Source organism: Alkalicoccus chagannorensis DSM 18086 (assembly GCF_000429725.1).
Taxonomy (GTDB): Bacteria; Bacillota; Bacilli; order Bacillales; family Salisediminibacteriaceae; genus Alkalicoccus; species Alkalicoccus chagannorensis.
The window spans coordinates 250,136-266,708 of sequence record NZ_AUCK01000001.1; the positions used below are offsets into that span (position 1 = coordinate 250,136).

The 16,573-nt window shown below is 51.5% G+C and carries 16 protein-coding genes; 2 read left to right on the top strand and 14 right to left on the bottom strand.

Features of this window, described 5'->3' with window-relative positions:
* Positions 1-36: 36 nt before the first annotated feature.
* The 7 genes from G477_RS0101295 to G477_RS18375 all read right to left on the bottom strand — a co-directional run bounded on the left by G477_RS0101295 (position 37) and on the right by G477_RS18375 (position 7,387).
* Positions 37-1,008, bottom strand: a complete 972-nt coding sequence (locus tag G477_RS0101295) for a glycosyltransferase (protein ID WP_026696392.1) — start codon at positions 1,006-1,008, stop codon at positions 37-39.
* Positions 1,009-1,208: 200 nt separating this feature from the next.
* A complete protein-coding gene (locus G477_RS0101305) occupies positions 1,209-1,607 on the bottom strand; it encodes a DUF2203 domain-containing protein (RefSeq protein WP_026696393.1) in 399 nt (132 codons plus the stop codon).
* Positions 1,608-1,631: 24 nt separating this feature from the next.
* On the bottom strand, positions 1,632-2,066 hold the full coding sequence (locus G477_RS20385; protein ID WP_026696394.1) for a DUF2231 domain-containing protein: 435 nt from the start codon (positions 2,064-2,066) through the stop codon (positions 1,632-1,634).
* A gap of 139 nt (positions 2,067-2,205) precedes the next feature.
* Entirely contained in the window at positions 2,206-2,952 is a 747-nt protein-coding gene (locus G477_RS0101315) for a Cof-type HAD-IIB family hydrolase (RefSeq protein ID WP_026696395.1), read from the bottom strand.
* A gap of 12 nt (positions 2,953-2,964) precedes the next feature.
* Positions 2,965-3,171, bottom strand: a complete 207-nt coding sequence (locus G477_RS0101320) for a hypothetical protein (RefSeq protein WP_026696396.1) — start codon at positions 3,169-3,171, stop codon at positions 2,965-2,967.
* A 24-nt stretch (positions 3,172-3,195) separates the two neighbouring features.
* A complete protein-coding gene (locus G477_RS0101325) occupies positions 3,196-6,750 on the bottom strand; it encodes a dynamin family protein (protein WP_026696397.1) in 3,555 nt (1,184 codons plus the stop codon).
* Complete coding sequence (locus tag G477_RS18375; protein ID WP_051287586.1) at positions 6,740-7,387, bottom strand: HAD family hydrolase; 648 nt, start codon at positions 7,385-7,387, stop codon at positions 6,740-6,742. The genes G477_RS0101325 and G477_RS18375 overlap by 11 nt, the downstream gene beginning before the upstream one ends.
* A 25-nt stretch (positions 7,388-7,412) precedes the next feature.
* Here G477_RS18375 and G477_RS0101335 point away from each other — a divergent pair, with 25 nt between their 5' ends.
* On the top strand, positions 7,413-7,730 hold the full coding sequence (locus tag G477_RS0101335; RefSeq protein ID WP_035210820.1) for a hypothetical protein: 318 nt from the start codon (positions 7,413-7,415) through the stop codon (positions 7,728-7,730).
* On the opposite strand, the gene G477_RS0101340 is transcribed toward G477_RS0101335, so the two are convergent.
* The gene (locus G477_RS0101340) at positions 7,708-9,066 is read right to left on the bottom strand and encodes a hypothetical protein (protein ID WP_026696399.1); all 1,359 of its coding nucleotides are present in this window, start codon (positions 9,064-9,066) and stop codon (positions 7,708-7,710) included. The genes G477_RS0101335 and G477_RS0101340 overlap by 23 nt on opposite strands.
* 40 nt (positions 9,067-9,106) lie before the next feature.
* Here G477_RS0101340 and G477_RS0101345 point away from each other — a divergent pair, with 40 nt between their 5' ends.
* Complete coding sequence (locus tag G477_RS0101345) at positions 9,107-10,441, top strand: hypothetical protein (RefSeq protein ID WP_051287587.1); 1,335 nt, start codon at positions 9,107-9,109, stop codon at positions 10,439-10,441.
* 258 nt (positions 10,442-10,699) lie between these two features.
* Here G477_RS0101345 and G477_RS21505 read toward each other — a convergent pair whose 3' ends face one another.
* From G477_RS21505 to G477_RS0101375, 6 genes are all read right to left on the bottom strand, one after another.
* Positions 10,700-11,032, bottom strand: coding sequence for a hypothetical protein (locus G477_RS21505; RefSeq protein WP_245575324.1), 333 nt, complete (start codon positions 11,030-11,032; stop codon positions 10,700-10,702).
* Between the two features lie 19 nt (positions 11,033-11,051).
* Positions 11,052-11,351, bottom strand: coding sequence for a hypothetical protein (locus tag G477_RS0101355; RefSeq protein ID WP_026696402.1), 300 nt, complete (start codon positions 11,349-11,351; stop codon positions 11,052-11,054).
* Positions 11,352-11,410: 59 nt separating this feature from the next.
* Entirely contained in the window at positions 11,411-13,561 is a 2,151-nt protein-coding gene (locus G477_RS0101360; protein WP_026696403.1) for a type IA DNA topoisomerase, read from the bottom strand.
* Positions 13,562-13,629: 68 nt separating this feature from the next.
* On the bottom strand, positions 13,630-14,490 hold the full coding sequence (locus G477_RS0101365) for a S1 RNA-binding domain-containing protein (RefSeq protein WP_051287588.1): 861 nt from the start codon (positions 14,488-14,490) through the stop codon (positions 13,630-13,632).
* 60 nt (positions 14,491-14,550) lie between these two features.
* The gene (gene ilvA / locus G477_RS0101370) at positions 14,551-15,813 is read right to left on the bottom strand and encodes a threonine ammonia-lyase IlvA (protein WP_026696405.1); all 1,263 of its coding nucleotides are present in this window, start codon (positions 15,811-15,813) and stop codon (positions 14,551-14,553) included.
* Between the two features lie 110 nt (positions 15,814-15,923).
* Positions 15,924-16,571, bottom strand: a complete 648-nt coding sequence (locus tag G477_RS0101375) for an MtnX-like HAD-IB family phosphatase (RefSeq protein WP_026696406.1) — start codon at positions 16,569-16,571, stop codon at positions 15,924-15,926.
* Between the last annotated feature and the right edge of the window lie 2 nt (positions 16,572-16,573).

A 16,573-nucleotide genomic window follows, 5' to 3' on the forward strand; every position in this document is an offset into this window, starting at 1 on the left:
TCCTTTACAATATCATTCTAGCAGGCGCTAAGAAAGTTATACGCCTGCCTTCTTATACAAGTCCTGCAGTTTTTCTGCCTCGACAGCCGGATGATAGTGCTCTTTCATCATGTCTCTCGCTGCCAGGCCGAGACGCTGTCGAAGTGCCGGCTCCTCGAGAAGCCTTCTGCACGAATCGCTGAACGACCTGCTGTCATCGTAGACAAGTCCTGTCTGTTCATGTGTCACCAGGCTGCGGTTGCCGCTGATATTGGATACAAGCAGGGCCCGGCCAGCCGCCATACCTTCCATCACAGCAGAAGACTGCCCTTCACTGAAGGACGTATTCAACACGATATCGGCGTTTGCATAAAGCTCACCCATGTCTTCATAGGCTGCTTTGCCAAGGTAATGAAGCCAGTCTCTCCCTGCAGCTGCTTCGCGAAGCCACTCCCCCTCCTCTTCTTCCAGTACCGGCCCCACGACAGCCAAAGATAACGATGTTTCTTCAGCGAGGGAATCAAGCATCGTAACGGCTCCGCGTATATTTTTGACCGACCGGATTCCTGCAGGCAGCAAAAGCTGGGGAATGGTATTATCCGGCTCGTTATAGTCCGGAATCGGAACTGACTGCGGCTGGACAACGATGGCTTCTTCTCGATCCGGTACATAAGCCCGCACTCTTTCTTTCATGCCTTCATCAAAGACATGAATAAACGCTGCATGACGGAGACAGCGTTTCGTCAACGGCCCAAGCTCAGAATCCTCAATATCTTGGTTTATATCAGTGCCGGTAATCGTGATGATATACGGGATATCCAGCTCATTGTCTTCGTAATACTGCGCAAATTTCCTTGCATGAAATCCATGCAGCAGTGACGTGTCATCCGGTATCTCGTCGTTGAGCGTACTGGAAATGATGGTCGTGTTAACGCCTCTCTCATGCAGCCATACCTGCATGCGGTCTGCCGTGATTTTATTGCCGCGCAGTTCCTCATAATGGGGAACCGCCAGAACTACATGACCCATAACTCACCCTCATTCCTGTTTTTCATTTTCACTGTTATTCAGTATATCAGCTGCGTCATCACAAATAAAAGCGTACGTGCCTGTCGAAGCCGCAGAGATCGAAGATGTAAACAAAAGAAAGAGGAGCGCCCCATTCATTCATGGAGACACCCCTCACGGGCAGCATGCTGCTGTGCTCATAGCCGTCGCGCATGCGCTGTCTATTTAATCGGTCTTCTTCCTGCAAATCCATCTGCTTTTTCATGATAGAATAAAATTTCATCTTCCCCTTCTCTCCAGCAGAGAAGTACTTCCGTTTTGCCCTTAAATGAAGGGAAATCCACCAGTGCCGGTTCAATCCCTTTCAGCTGGGCACCGGTATGCTGGATATTATTAACGTGAAGCTGAGCCTGCATCTCAATGAATTCAAGCTGGCACTCCAGTTTGAACATACTGTCTGTCCTCGTTTTGACGAGACGATCCTTCTTTTCTTTCATCTGTTGATACATCGTCCATGTATCGTCGAACTCTTTTTGGATTCGTTTCAATTCCTCAATTTCTGTTTTGACCATAGGGATCAGCCTGTTTGCCTGATCTACGGTGAAATATTTCTTCGGCATTTCTGTTGCCTCCCTTATCTTATGTTAAACATCGTCGTACATCATTCGCCCGGCATAATGCCCGGTAATGATGGTCAGCACCGCGCCAATAACGGCAAGTACCGCCAGCCCCCAGCGCACGTAAGTGTTTTGATAGAAAAAGTTGAACACCTGCAGGACAGTGACGGCGATATAGGTAATCAAAGAATAAAATGCAAATTGCTGATGGGGCCCTAAAAATTCTCCTACCGAGTCCCCGTAAAGCTGCAAAGCTACTCCGACAGCGTCTTCGCCGGTAACGTAGGCTGCAACGCCACCGATTGTCCCAATACTCAGCATCCAAATGGCTGCCTGTTCGAAAAACCGTGTCTGCCAGAACAAGGAAAGAACGACAAACATTGAACCGACAAGCCAGAGGGCAATTGGGATATGGACAACGGCGGGGTGAAGTGGGTCTGGTATGATGTATAAAGCATACATAGCTGGAACACTCCTTGCGTTTCAGGATTGATTTCTGTATAGAAATTTAATACCCTGTACAACTTTTTTCAAACTTATGTTCAGCTTTTGGCATGAAAAAAGACCCGGAAAAAATGCCCTCCCGAGTCTTATACCCTATCTATTTCTTAATAATCCCAAGATGTCGGAGCGCCTCGGCGACACCGTCTGCTTCGAAATCAGCTGTCACGAAATCGGCCTCCTGTTTCACTTCTTCCTGCGCGTTTCCCATTGCTACACCGACACCAGCTTCCCGGATCATCGTCAAGTCATTCAGACTGTCTCCGAGAGCCATCACTTGATGAAAGCCCCATCCCCGATCTTCCAGCACTTTCTCTATCGCAGCGGCTTTATGCACGCCGGCTGCGTTCACTTCAATGTTCAATGGGCTGGAATTGCTGACTTCGAGTTCATCTTCCTGATGAAGCAGGTGCAGTATCTGGTCACGGACAGCCGTGTCATCCAGGTCATAGCCGAACTTCAGCCACTGCCTGCTCTGAATGTCCTCTGGCATTTCGTTTTTCCATACTTTATCCACTGAGGCTGCCCAGTGCCTGGCACCGTGTTTCACTTTAATCTGGTTCATTTTTTCAACGAGCGCCGCGTTCAGCAGCTGCCGGTGTTTCAGTTCCGGCCCGCTCAGTTCCCAGATTTCACTGCCGTTGCCGGTAATGATCCAGTCCTTCATCTTCAGCTCTTCAGCGAAATGAGCCACGGCAGGAAGTGATCGACCGGTAGCAATCATCATTTCATAGCCCGCTTCAGAAGCCTCATGTACAGCCAGCGTATTCGATCGGGAAATTTGATGGCTGCTGTTTAACGTCGTTCCATCCATATCCAGGACGATTAGTCTGATATCGTGGTTCATGTCATCTCTCCTCTAACGTATGAAAAAGTAAATTACGGTAATGGCCACAGCCGGAATGAACACGACCACGTAAATCAGGCCGAGCATCTGTAAATGCTGTCTCGATTTCTTCTTGTCATCATAGTTTTTATCTGTTGGATTCCGGCCGACGGCAATCGTAGCCGCAAGCCCGATGAGGCATAAAATTACAGCTGCTGCAAGGTAAGGAAGCATATTCATAGGAACGCTCCTTTCATAGCGTAATTACCGGTGCAGCGCCTCTGATTTATCCAGAAGCGGCGAAGCCGGCTTCTTCTTGAGCAGCTGCTGGTCCGACGCAGCTTTTTTCTGTTCATCCGGTTCCGTGAGCGTCTGAATTTTCAGCAGCTGCTGATCGAGTGCCTGAATAAATGCACGCCGGACATCTTCGGTGCGTTCATGCATCAAGTTCTGCAGCTGTTCGTTCGTTCTCGCTTCGAGCATCGTCGTTCTGCGGGTTACTTCCTTCTGGGCTTCTTCCACGAGAGCATCTTTCAATTTTTCCTTGCCGCCCTCTTCAAAGAACTGCTTTTTGCTTTTCACCGACTTGGCAAATGACGCAGGTTCTTCTAAAAGGGAACCACTCTCCCAGACTGCTTCCGGTTTGACCTGCAGCGAAGGAAGACGAACGGCTACGTGCAGCTCTGATTCTTTTTCCATGCACCACCGCCGCAGCACCCGCTGCACAGCGTAATCCAGCCGGATCGACACTGCTTCCCACTCCTGCCGGAAGAACTGCTCGCCGGCTGCAGCCCAGTCCTGCACAGCCGCCTGCAGCTGTTTCTGCAGCTCCTGCCTCGTCGATCCCTGTACCGTAGAAACGTTGATGGTCTCCTGGAAGTAATCATGCAGAACAAACGTCATTCGCTTCCGAAGGTGCAGACTCAGCTGTTCGAGTTCCCGCTGTGCATCTCGGAAGATATACGGAAAGGCATATTGTTCCATGTCTTCCTTTTGAGACTGCCGAAGCTGCTTTCTTTCTGCTGCTCGTCCGGTATCGGCCTCCTGTTGTTCTTCGATCAGCTTGTCTGCTGCAGAAGCAAGCTTTCCCCACGCTTCTTCCACGAGACGAATGTTCAGCAGTTTCAGTTCTCCTGCTACCGTCGTGTAAAAGTAGCTGCGGAATGTCTCGAACGAAGTATCTCCCGGTGAGGTGAGCGCTCCACGGCTGGAGACCGGAAAAATACGCGGAGCCTGATAACCGAGACGGCGCAGCTGGCCATGGATATGCTGCTGCACGTCCTGTAGCTCGCGCTCATCAGAAGCGAGATCTTTCGCGTTGAGGATAAAATACATTTTATCTGCTGAGAAGCTTTCGTTAATGCTGCTCAGCTGCTCGAGAAAATATTGATCGGACTTGGAAAAGGCGTGATTGTAATACGTAACGTAGAAAATCGCGTCGGACTCCTCGACTTGTTTGAAAGCGACATTCGTGTGGCGGCCGTGGATGGAGTTTACTCCCGGCGTGTCGACAAGCCGGATTCCGGCGCGTGTAAGCCGGGCATCATAGTAGATCGTGACATCTTCTATCATACAGGCCGTCGACTCATCAGCTGCATAGGCATCAATCTCGGCATGTGGGACTTCCTTCTTTGTATCCATCCACTCTTTTTTGTCCCGGAGGCTCGCCTGCATCACTTTCAAATAATCTACCGACGTGCGCTGCTGCCTGGACACATGCTTGACGCTCTCCGGATTCCATTTACCAATCGTATCAATATCCAGATCGGCCCCAAAAGAGCGTGCAACCGACGCAATCTCTTCAGAAAGTGCGGTGCGGCTTTTGAATGCGATAATAACCGTCCCGTGCGGGCGGCCGTTCTCGGGTGCCGTGACGCGGGTCACTGTCGCTGTTGTCGGATGCGGGGCAGTAGGCATGACGTTATCCTCGAGCAGCGCATTGGCAAAACTTGACTTACCGGCACTAAAAGCCCCGAACAGCGACAGCGTAAATGTAGAAGCTTCCGCATTTTCTACCGCGTCCAGGAGATTATCCTTCTCCGCCTGGAACAGCTCCGGCAGCTCCAGTTTCGCTGCTGCCTCCCGGACGCTCGTCAAAAACGCCGGGACGGCCGATTCATCGAGCATGATGGCTGTTTCTTCTTCTGCTTCTGCCTCTTCCACCTGTTCTGCTTCTTGCTGCTCGTGAATGATGGAGACACCTTCCCAGATGTCCGTACTGGTATCGAGGGCAGCAGCTTCCTGCTCCCGCAGCAGATCATCCAGCGGTTTCACAGCACCGGCACGGGGTTTGTACGTTTTGACAGCCTCTTTTTTCTGCTTCGTCTCCTCTGCTGATTTCCGGAGCCGGTGCTGAAACTGTTTCACCTCTTCCAGCTGCCCGGCGCGCGTTTCCAGTTCTTTGATCTGTGCTTCCTTTTCCGGACGGACAGCTTCGATATAAGCTTCCAGTACAGCACTCGCACGCCGCCTTACATCGCGTACGATCTCGCTGTTGATCGAGCGGCTCAGCTGATAATTATACTCGTGATTCGAGCTTCCTTTAGGAATCCGCTCCCGGAGCCAGTCGGCGGTGATCAGCAATGGCAGTTCCTGCATACGCTGATCGAAGGACGCCGCGTCCTGCAGTTCAGCCTGAGGCAGCGATCTGAAATAATCCTCTACATAATAGAGAAGCTGGGATTTGAGATTGTCATTGAGCTCAGTGACAAGCTGCTCCAGCCGTTTCTCCTGTTCCTGGCGTGTCTTTTTTCCGGAGAAGAGAAACCCTGTTTTAAACGAGGACTGCAGAGAAGCCGTGTATGCTTTCAGCAGTTCTGTCGTCGTGTAGGGGAATAGATGCACATTCTCATATAAATGCTTCATGTCTTCTTCGTAATCGTCTTCCAGCTGCTGTTCGAACTCGCGGAGTGATTCAAGACGTTCTGCCGTTATTCCGGCATCCTGTACTTCTTCCTCCGAGAAACCGGCAGCAGCCGCTTCGTCGAAAATCATCTGGTCCGTCGTTTCCTGGTCCTCGTCCAGCCGCTGCTTTAAGGCGGTGTAGAATCCCTGGTATAAAGCAGCCTGTGCAGGCGCGGTGAAAGCCGCCCCCTGCTGCATGACTCCGTGGAGCTTTTGTTTGAGCCGAGTTAATTCGTTCAGGGGATGTTCCGCTTCCTTCATCGACGTGAAGTAGAAATCGGCATAGCGGATATGCCATGATTCAAAGATCCGGTCCACGTCGCTTCGGAAGGTCGCAGCGTCGACTTCCGTTTCGTCGTGTTTATCGATCTGATTGATCACGATAAACACAGGTTTCCCTGATTCCGACAGCTGTTTCAAAAAGTGAAGGTTCGTTTCTGACTGAACATGGTTGTAGTCCATGACGTAAACGATGGCATCCGTGGCGTACAGCTGTTCCATCGTCACTTCCGCGTGGGTCGGGTCCGTGGAGTCCACGCCGGGCGTATCGGCAATAACGCCTCCCTGCGATAGTAATGGAAGCGGCGCATGGATGTGAATTTCTTTAATATCCGCTCCATCGCGTCCCCATTCGCTGATTTTCTGCCACGGCAGCTCCCCTTCGTAGGATGCCGTCTTTTTCCCGGCGGCACCGTACAGGTTCAGGGCGAAATCTCCGTGCATCATGCGGATGATGTTGGCACTTGTAGGGATCGGACTCGTCGGCAGCAGTTCCGCCCCGAGGATGCCGTTTAACAGTGTCGATTTTCCAGCAGAGAAATGGCCGCAGAAGGCTATTTCGAATGTTCCGCTCTCTTTCTTTTCTTCAATCCTGCGGAGTCGTTCTTGTTCCTGTTCCGTCAATTCAACGTTCACGGCTATCTCTCCTTTTTGTCAGCAGTCTCCGGGCGGCCTCCCTGTTCAGAACAGGTACATAGTCGTCGGCTCCATAAGCAGCAGGACCACAGCTGATCGTGAACATACCGGCTGCTCTGCCGGCTTCTACACCGGCGGCACTGTCTTCTATCACGACACACTGCTGTGGGGGTATTTGGATAGCTTCTGCTGCCCGGAGAAACACTTCCGGATGAGGTTTTAGGTTTTTCACGTCCCTGCCCGTTACGATACAATGGAAGTAGTGGTCTATTCCGAGTCGGCGAAGGACAAAAGCTGCATTCCGGCTGGACGAAGCAGCAGCCTGGGTAACCCCTTCCGACTGCAGCGTATCAAGAAAAGCTGAAACCCCTGCTGGCTGATCTAGCGGGGTGAGCGCTGCGATGAGCCGTTGGTAATGCTCGTCTTTAACCCTGCCGAGCTGCTCTACGTCAGCAGGGACCGGCGACAGGGCTGCAAGGTGGCTCAAAAGATCTGTTCTGCTTCTCCCCTGCCAGGCCTGGTTGTCTTCCTTTGTAAAATCGACACCGAGCTGATCGGCGACGATCTTACATGCTTCATAATGCATCGGTACTGTATCTGCCAGTACCCCATCGACATCATATAACACTGCCTGCACATTATCACCTCGGGAGGTCGCTGCTATGCTGGACCGTATATTTTTTACATTCATGCTGATCGTGTTAAGTACGTATTTATTTTATCATGCTGAGACGGCATCAGCACCCTGGTTTGCATCCTCACTGTATGCCCAGTCGCTGTTTACAGGGCTTGCTGTAATCTGGTTTACGGCCCTGCCCTCGTTTCTTGCCTATGCGGCGGCAGCCGGCGCGGGCATCCTGATTGTTTATCATCCGTTTTCGGACGGCCACGCTGGTGCCGCCGCCGTCCAGCTGCTGTTCTTGTTCCTCCTGATCTATACCTTCTATCGCCGCGATCTTACAGCAGCAGCACAGCGATAATGGTGCCGGTTGATCCATACAAGAGCGCAAACGGCATGTTGCGCGCCGTGATCCGGTATGGATTCTGACTGGTGTTCATGGCCGTCATCGTTACCGTCACCCCATACGTTCCAACCGCAGCGGTCGCCAGAGCGCCCGTAACGAAGACGATAGCAAAGCTCAATGGATTGACCGTATCAAACATCGGCTGGACGGCTTCGATCAGCACAGCAATTGTCGCGATGGGATGAATACCTGCCATACTTCCGGCAAGGTATGTCAGCTGGATCATCACAAGCACAACCCAGGGCGTTTCCTCCATAGCTAAAAACGGCGCCTGAATCTGTTCCAGGACGGGCGTTTCATTTAATGTGGAGGAGAAAAAGGCAAGGGAGACGAATAAAAGGACAAAATTCTGCATATGGTTCGTCCGTTCCACCCAAGTGCGGAAACCAATGATTAAAAAGCGCTTCCTTCGCTGCATCAGGATCGACCAGATGAAAGCAAACGGAAAGATGACGAGCGTGACTGTCAGGATAAAGTCAAGACCGGCGCTGTTGCCAATCACTACAATCAGCATCATGAATGCGGCAAGCGCTGCGGTTAAAACAAGGATCGGTTTGACGATGTCACTCATCTGCACATGCTTTGTCGTCTCGAGCGGCTCATAAGGGACGGAGCGGTACCGCAGTCGTCCGAACACCCCGTCCATCGTCAGCACGAGGAAGGACACGAGCATCAAATACGGAAGCATGGTGAAATAGGAAATGCCTGTCGCGTCGACGCTGATCGCCACAAGAATCTCCATCGGACTCCAGCAGAGGGCAACGGCAAACGCGCGCAGCGTCGTTCTCGAAATAAAGGACTGCTGGAGTTTTTCCGAATAGCCTGCGAGGTTCTTTCTCAGCACATCCTGACTGAGGCTGAGCGCAGAGAGGTTGATGAATGTCACGAGCGTATAGCTCGTCACGAGAGCACGATCATACAAAGATCCGAGATGCGGCACTTCGGCCGCGAGCATCTGGTTGATCCGCTTATCGAATTTTCCCGCGCGGACCACGCTGTTCATCCACGGGAGCATCAGCAGCAGTCCGAGCAGCGATAAATTTTCCGTTACATAAAAAAATGCCCCGCTGCGTGCTTCAGGATAAAGAATCATCAGCACCGCAGCTCCCGTAGTGAACACTCCGCCCAGAATCTTGAACAACCGGGTTGCAAAAGGAACGGACAGCACAAACAAGAGGATCGTCAAACCTGCTGTCAGTGTATGTAAATAGAAATTTGGAAGAAATAAGCCTATAATGTATAGAAGAATGACGGAAGTATAGAGCATATAGTGATATCGTCTCGGCAGCATTGCTTTGTCCCTTCCACTCCTAGATTGTGAGTTGATATTTATGAGATTGTTGAGCCTGACCGCGTACATAACCGCCGCTGTTTATCTTCTTCCGCAGCCGTTTCCGCTGCTCGCGGGGATTGGCTCCATGTTTCTGCTCGCAGCGGCGTATCCGAAAATCAATCCCTCTTCGAGAATTGTGCTCGGCATTCTCCTTCTGCTTTCAGCCTGGCTCTACATTCAGGCAGGCGCCTCGCCGTCCGACGTGCTGATGGGCTTTGCCTCCAATGCCGACCTGCTCGGCCTGTTCCTGTTCATCCCGATCGTCGGCATGTTCATGACGTTCAGCGGATACCTCGCTTCGCTGCAGCAGGTCATCAAGCGGCGGGCTGCCGTCAAAGGAAATCATCCGTATCGGCTCAGCTTTCTTTTGATGACGGGCGTCGGCTTTATATTAAATTTCGGGACGATGGCTATTATTAAACAGACCGCCTCGGAGAGCTTTAAGAGTTTTCATGAAAAACGCCTGATGATCCACACGATGAGGGGTTTCGCCTGCTGCATGCTCTGGTCGCCGTATTTTGTGAATGTCGGTCTCGTGCTGTCGATTTACGATGCTTCCTGGTTCAACATAGCAGGTTGGGGACTGACGGCAGCTCTGCTGTATGGGATGCTCGCGGTCATCTGGCTTCCGAAAACAAAACCGCCGTATGACCGGCTTGTCGAAGCACCGGAAGCTCCGCCGGAAACAAAAGCCGAGCTGCTGCCACTACTCCGTTACATCGTGATTTTCATCATCTTGTCCATGGCAGCCTATATCGTTCTTCCGCTGAACATGCTCGCCGTTGTTACCGTTCTTGGCGGAGTATTTCCATTTTTGTATGCAGCTCTGCGCAGGGAAACCGCACCCTTTTTTCAGCATGTAAAGAAGGAAGGCAGCGGGGTGTTCGGCCGCATGAAAAACGAGCTCGCCGTCTTCGTGACAGCAGGCGTATTCGGAACAGCGGTACAAATATCGGGAACGGGGGCTCAGCTGTCTCTCTACTTAGAACAGTGGACGTTTGGGTCGGTGACTGTGTTTACCGCGGCCGTGTTAGGCAGCACGATTCTTCTTGCGGTCATCGGCATTCATCCGATCATCGTTATTGTCGGTATTGGAAGCGCGCTGACACCAGAGACATTCGGGGTTACGCCTGTGTACTTGTCGATGCTGCTGCTGTGCAGCTGGACGCTGGCTACGCAAGTTTCCCCGTTCTCAGGCCAGGTGCTGCTTGCTTCCCGTCTCGGGAACATGAAACCAGTACGCCTCGTTAAAGAAAACGCCGGCTTTACAGCAGCCGGAGCAGTTCTTCTATGCAGTTTCCTGCTTGCCGGACACCACAGCGGTCTTATGTAAAAGTCCGCTACACGAAGATGACGAGTTTCCTGCCTCCGCTGACGCAGGCAGGAAATTGGAACATACGGGAATTAAAGCGCGAAGCCGCCTATTGGTTGGAACCACTCGTGCCGCTGGCTTTTAAAGGGAAGGAAGGACTCTTCTTTCTTCCCGTGCAGCTCACGACGACGCTGTCTCCATTCATGAGAGCTTATACATGCCGATCACTCAAAAAAGACCCGGCATCTGGTGGATCTCCGCCGGGTCCTGCTCGTTCAGTTACTCTGCCTTTTCTACTATTTCATACTCCGTATGGCGGAGAACGGTGCGTGGTTTTGCGCCGTCTTCGTCCCGTTTCTCGAGTTCGATTGAAATGGAATTTGTATACGGAGAGATCACTTTCGCAAGTTCTCCTTTGTACTCTCCGCCTGTTACCAGCACTTCATCCCCCGACTGGACCGTCGGTGCCGGTTCTTCTTCAATCTCTTCTTCCTGCTTTTCTTCTTCCTCTCCGCTTTCGTCGCTCTCATCACTTTCTTCCTTCTCGCTTTTTTCGCTTTCTACCGGCTTTTCCTCATTCTGTTGTTCGTTGTTCTCGAATTCTTCACTCATCTGCCATTCTCCTTTCTGTTTATGTACGCGAACTGGAAATTGCCATCGCATCCAAGTTGATTTTAGCGCCCGTTTTTACTAGAAAATCCAATCCAATGATACCCGCTTCATCCATATCGTCAAGAAGTACGTGGAAGGAGCTGACACGAAGGGGGCCGATACTGACAGCCTCCAGCTGCTTTTCCTGTATAAAACGGCTGTTCAGCACGGTCCTCTCTCTCGAGGTATCGATCACCACTTGAAGCGTCTCGAATGAGTCTCCCTGCTGAATCTTCGCTTCCGTGTATAGTTTCCCATTTCTCAGCTCGATTGATTTCATGACTATACCTCCTATGAAGGACATCTTTATATTTTAATACAAACGAGCGCATTTGCAAACTAAGAGCTGCTGTCAAAACGAAGCCGCTGCTTTTCTTTCTCCCACACTATCACCGCTGAAAAAGTCCGGCCCTCTTTCTGGAAGCCCTCCAGTGTATCTGTACGTCCTTCCTTCAGCAGTTTCTGAATCTGTTTCTGCGGAATCGATTTTCCGAGCATTTGTTTGGACACAGTGAAACGGCAGCCGCTTGTTCTGTAGGTCGAGCACCCGAAGAAGGTGCCTTTATCAACAACAGATCCACCGCAGGACGGGCAGGTGCCGAGCGGCCTCTGCTTTTTTGCATACGTCTTTTTGTTCTTCTTCCCTTTTCCAGCCGGCAGCTCTGAAGCGTTCACCTTCCAGCCGCTGTGGCTGCTTTCCGCTTTTTCTACAATGGAGGCGGTCAACGTTTTGACTTTCTCCAGGAAAGGACCCGCCCCTTTTTCACCGGTTCCTACCTCTTTCAGGCGCTGTTCCCACTGCGCCGTCATTTCAGGCGAGGCCAGTACGGTGCCTTCCACCGCTGCAGCAAGAGCTTCTGCTTTTTTAGTCGGATAAACAATGTTCTTTTCCACCGTAATATAGGCGCGGTCTTTTAAGGTCGTCAGGATTCCGGCTCTTGTCGCCTCCGTTCCAAGCCCTTCCTTTTCTTTCATCACCTGTGCGAGTTCCGGATCCAGCTCTTTGCCGCACGTTTTCATAAGCTGGATCAAATCTCCTTCCGTGAATCGTTTCGGAGGTTTGGTCTGTTTGTCCCGGATATCGACATGGGTCACCTCTCCTTCCATGCCCTTTTCAAGAAACGTTAAATCCTGTTGTTCTTTTTCCCGTGAAACAGGAAGCACCCGTTTCCAGCCCGGTGCTTTCACCGACGATGTTTTTGCGTGGAACGGAGCTCGTCCGCCTACGAGCGTGACGGCATGAATGTCTGCCATCGTGCAGTTGTTTTCATGCGCTGCAATCAACCGCTCCGCTGCGGCAGTATACAGGTCGGCCTCCTGCTTGGAAAGCCGGCTGACGGAGGGGACTTGTTCGGTCGGAATAACGGCATAGTGATCACTCACTTTTTTCGGGTTCACGTAGCGCTTATCCTGCAGCAGGGACGTTTTCGGCAGCGGAAAATGAGCAGCAAACCGCTCCTGCTTCTGAAGGGACTTGAGGATGCCCGGAAACTGCTGAGCTTCTTCCGCCGTGACGTGCACGGCATCGGTACGCGGGTAGGACAAGTATCCTTTCGTGTACAGACGCTGGGCCGTATCAAGTGTTTCCTTCGGTGACATTTTAAACTTCTTGTTCATAAAAGACTGCAGACTGGAGAGGGAGAACAGCTGCGGCGGCGGGATCGAACGCTCTTTGGACGTTAGTGCGTCCACGATCGTCTCTTTCGACGCTGCAAAAGCTGCGATTTTTTCAGCCAGCGCCTGATCTTTCACAGCCCTGTCTTTCTCCTGCTCGTAGACCGCCGTATACGTGCCGTATTCCGTTTTTATCTCAGCGTGAACTTCCCAGTAGTCTTCAGGGGTGAACGCTGCAATCGCGTCTTCACGGCCCGTTACAAAACAGAGCGTCGGTGTCTGTACCCGGCCGACGCTGAACACGTCGGCAGCTCCCTTTTCCTGCATGAGAAGCGTATAGACGCGGGTGGCATTCATGCCGACAAGCCAGTCGGCAAAAGCGCGGCTGACCGCCTCATGAAACAACGGTTCCGTCTCGGCCCCGTCCCGGAGCGTCTGAAAGCCGTTGATTACCGCCTGCGGAGTCAAAGAAGATATCCAGAGCCGCTCCAGTGGTTTATGAACACCGGTTTCACGTAGAATCAGGCGGATGATTGCTTCCCCTTCCCGCTCTGCATCCCCGGCGTGAATAATGCTCGTTATCTCTTTTTTTCTCGCATATCCTGCGATGACCTGGTACTCTTTCCGGCGCTTCACCCGGTAGCGGATCTCATCTGGAATCATCGGCAGGGCCTGACGGTTCCACCGCTTCCAGGAAGCATAATACTGCTCCGGCGGGACTGGTTCCAGCAGGTGGCCGAGTGCCCACACAACGACCGCTCCTTCCGGAAACGTGTCACAGGCACTAATCTGCAGCGCACCGCCTGATTGCTGGAACGAAAACGGGGCGGCGAGTTTCTTCGCCTGATCCGGTTTTTCAGCGATAATTAGTTTCATGGCAACCTCCATAAGGGAACGTTTGTTTTTATATTATATAAAAACAACGGCCTTACAGCAACTGTAAGCTAGTCTTTCATTAAATATGTCCGCACACCGGGTTCCTGTGCAGCTTTCTGTTCTTTCAGCAGTCTGCCGAGCGCCCGCTTAAAGGCAGCTTTACTCATCCCGAAAGCTGCCTCGATCTCTGCCGGGGTCGATTTATCCGTGAAAGGCATTTCTCCGCCGCGTTCCTCCAGCACTTCGAGAATCTTATCCGCATCGCGGCCCTGCGAAACGACCCGGTCATCCATTAACGTCACATTCAAGGTGCCGTCTGGTTTGACTTCGATCACTTTTCCTTGAAGCAGCTGTCCGAGTCTGGGTGGAAATGGCTGCAGGGAGTGATGAATAAACGTCCGGTATCCATCTTCGGTGATCATCAGCGCGCCTGCCTCTTTTAATTTGTAGACGTTCCCTTTCACTTCGGCGCCGAGTATTTTTTTGTCCGCCCGGTCCCGTTCCTGATCGACAATCTCTTCCTGAACAGGAAGGGCTTTGAGCCGTCCTTTCCGGTCATGCCCGAGCGTACAGAAAAGCCGGTCTCCGCGTTTGGGCCACCGCTCTTTTTCATCAGGTAGATCATCTTTCGACACGAGGACATCTTTCGGCATGCCGATGTGAACGAATACACCTGCATCGATCACATCAACAACGTCCACCCAGTCATAAGATGCCGTCGTAATAACAGGTTCCTGCATGGTTGCGGCAGGATCACCGGATTTTGTTTCATAAATGAACACGTCCGTTTCTTTTCCAATCGGCCGGTCCAGCTCTGTGCCGTCCATAACGACCTCCGTCCCGTCCACATCAAAATACACCTTCGAGCGTGTCTGCTTCTTAAACGTTCCGTTATACCATCCGCCGGTAATCGGCTGTTTCTCTTTCATTCTTATTCCTCCATTTCCGTAAAAAAAGAGCCTCATCCTGATGACAAGGCTCCCGTCGAATCAAATCAGCAGATTAAACAAATCTTCATCTTTGTTAATCTCTATATAAGCAAACCCTTTTTTGTCCATTCTGTCAATAAGTGCATGGTAATCTTCCTGATATTTCAGTTCAATCCCGCAGAGCACCGGTCCTTTATCCCGGTTGTTTTTCTTCGTGTATTCAAAGCGGGTAATATCGTCGTTCGGCCCGAGTACATCAATCAGAAATTCGCGCAGTGCTCCGGCCCGCTGTGGGAAGTTCACAATAAAGTAATGCTTGAGCCCCTGATAAATCATGGAACGCTCTTTAATTTCCTGCATTCTGTCGATATCGTTATTTCCACCACTGAGTACACAGACAACTGTTTTGCCTTTAATTTCTTCTCTGTAGTGATCGAGCGCTGAAATCGACAGGGCACCTGCAGGTTCAGCTACAATGGCATTTTCATTATAGAGATCGAGCATCGTAGCACACACTTTACCTTCGTTTACGAGGGTGATGTCATCAATAACCTGCTGCGCAATGTCAAACGTTGTATCGCCGACCCGCTTCACGGAGGCACCATCCACGAACTTATCCACCCTGCTGAGCGGCGTCACTTCGCCCTGTTTCAAGGACGTTTTCATTGACGGTGCACCGGCAGGTTCCACGCCGATGATTTTCGTGGATGGAGAGATTTCCTTGAAGTAAGACCCGACGCCGGAACTCAATCCACCGCCGCCGATACTCATAAACACATGGGAGATCGGCACATCAATATCCTCGAGGATCTCCATCCCGACAGTCCCTTGTCCCGCAATGGTCAATGGATCATCAAATGGATGGATAAAAGCCATCTCTTCCGCTTCACACGTCTGAATAGCTTCAGCGTAAGCATCATCGAACGTATCCCCGACGAGACGGACTTCGACAAAAGGTTCCCCGAAAAATTCCACCCGCGACACTTTCTGGCGCGGCGTCGTGCTCGGCATGAAAATTTTCCCTCTTACGCCGAGTGCTTTACACGAATAAGCGACACCCTGAGCATGGTTGCCTGCACTTGCACAGACAACCCCATTCTGGAGTTCTTCCCTGGAGAGGCTCTGCATTTTATTGTAGGCTCCGCGCAGCTTAAAGGAACGGACCACCTGCAGGTCCTCCCGCTTGATATACACGTCTGCCTCGTACCGTTCCGATAAAATCGTGTCCCGCTGCAACGGCGTTTTCACGACGACATCTTTCAGTGCCTGATGGGCAAGCAGAATATCTTTTACGTGTACACTCTGAAGCTTTGTGTCTTCCATCGCTCATATCTCCTCTTCAGTTTCGAATATTATGACTAATCTTATCACACCAGGTGCACGCTGAAAACCGCGGAGTGTCAGGCACCCGCGGTTTTTTTAAGTGTAAGCGTTTACTTGATCCAGCCCTGCTTCTGCAGTACGTCAGCCACCTCGGAGAAAGCAGCAATCGGATGAAAAGGCCTGCCTTCCCTCCGAAGAATCTCAATGAGCTGGTCTCTCGCGAACATCAGATCGACTGCTCCGGCAGCATGCCGGTCCGGTTCACTGTCGCCGATGTAGCACGTTTCATCATAGCCGGCAGCGATCGCTTCCACGACGCTTTTTTTGCTGATGCCGTAACGATCGTTGTAATGCTCCCAGGACGGATCGAGATCAAACCAGAGCGCACCTTCCGCTGAGTAGGACGGGTTGGCATACAGGCCGTCGACCTCTATCCCTAATTTGTCAAAAAAGCGTCGGATGTAGTAATCTGCACCGGCACTGACGATATAGACATCATGCCCTGCCTCTTTCACCCGCCGGAAAAAGGCAGGAAACGTATGATCATAGGGAATTTGATCTGTCAGCTCCTCGACAGAATCACTGCCGTGAGCGATCCGTCTGAAGGATTCCTGCAGGAAATCTCGGTCTTTCCATTTTCCTTCTTTCCAATCTCTGTACGCGGCTTCTCCTTCCGGCCAGCCCGACTCAATGGCAAGCCAGTAAAAGTCTTTCGTTGTGATGGTACCGTCAAAATCCGTAATGACTGCCCGCTTCATAT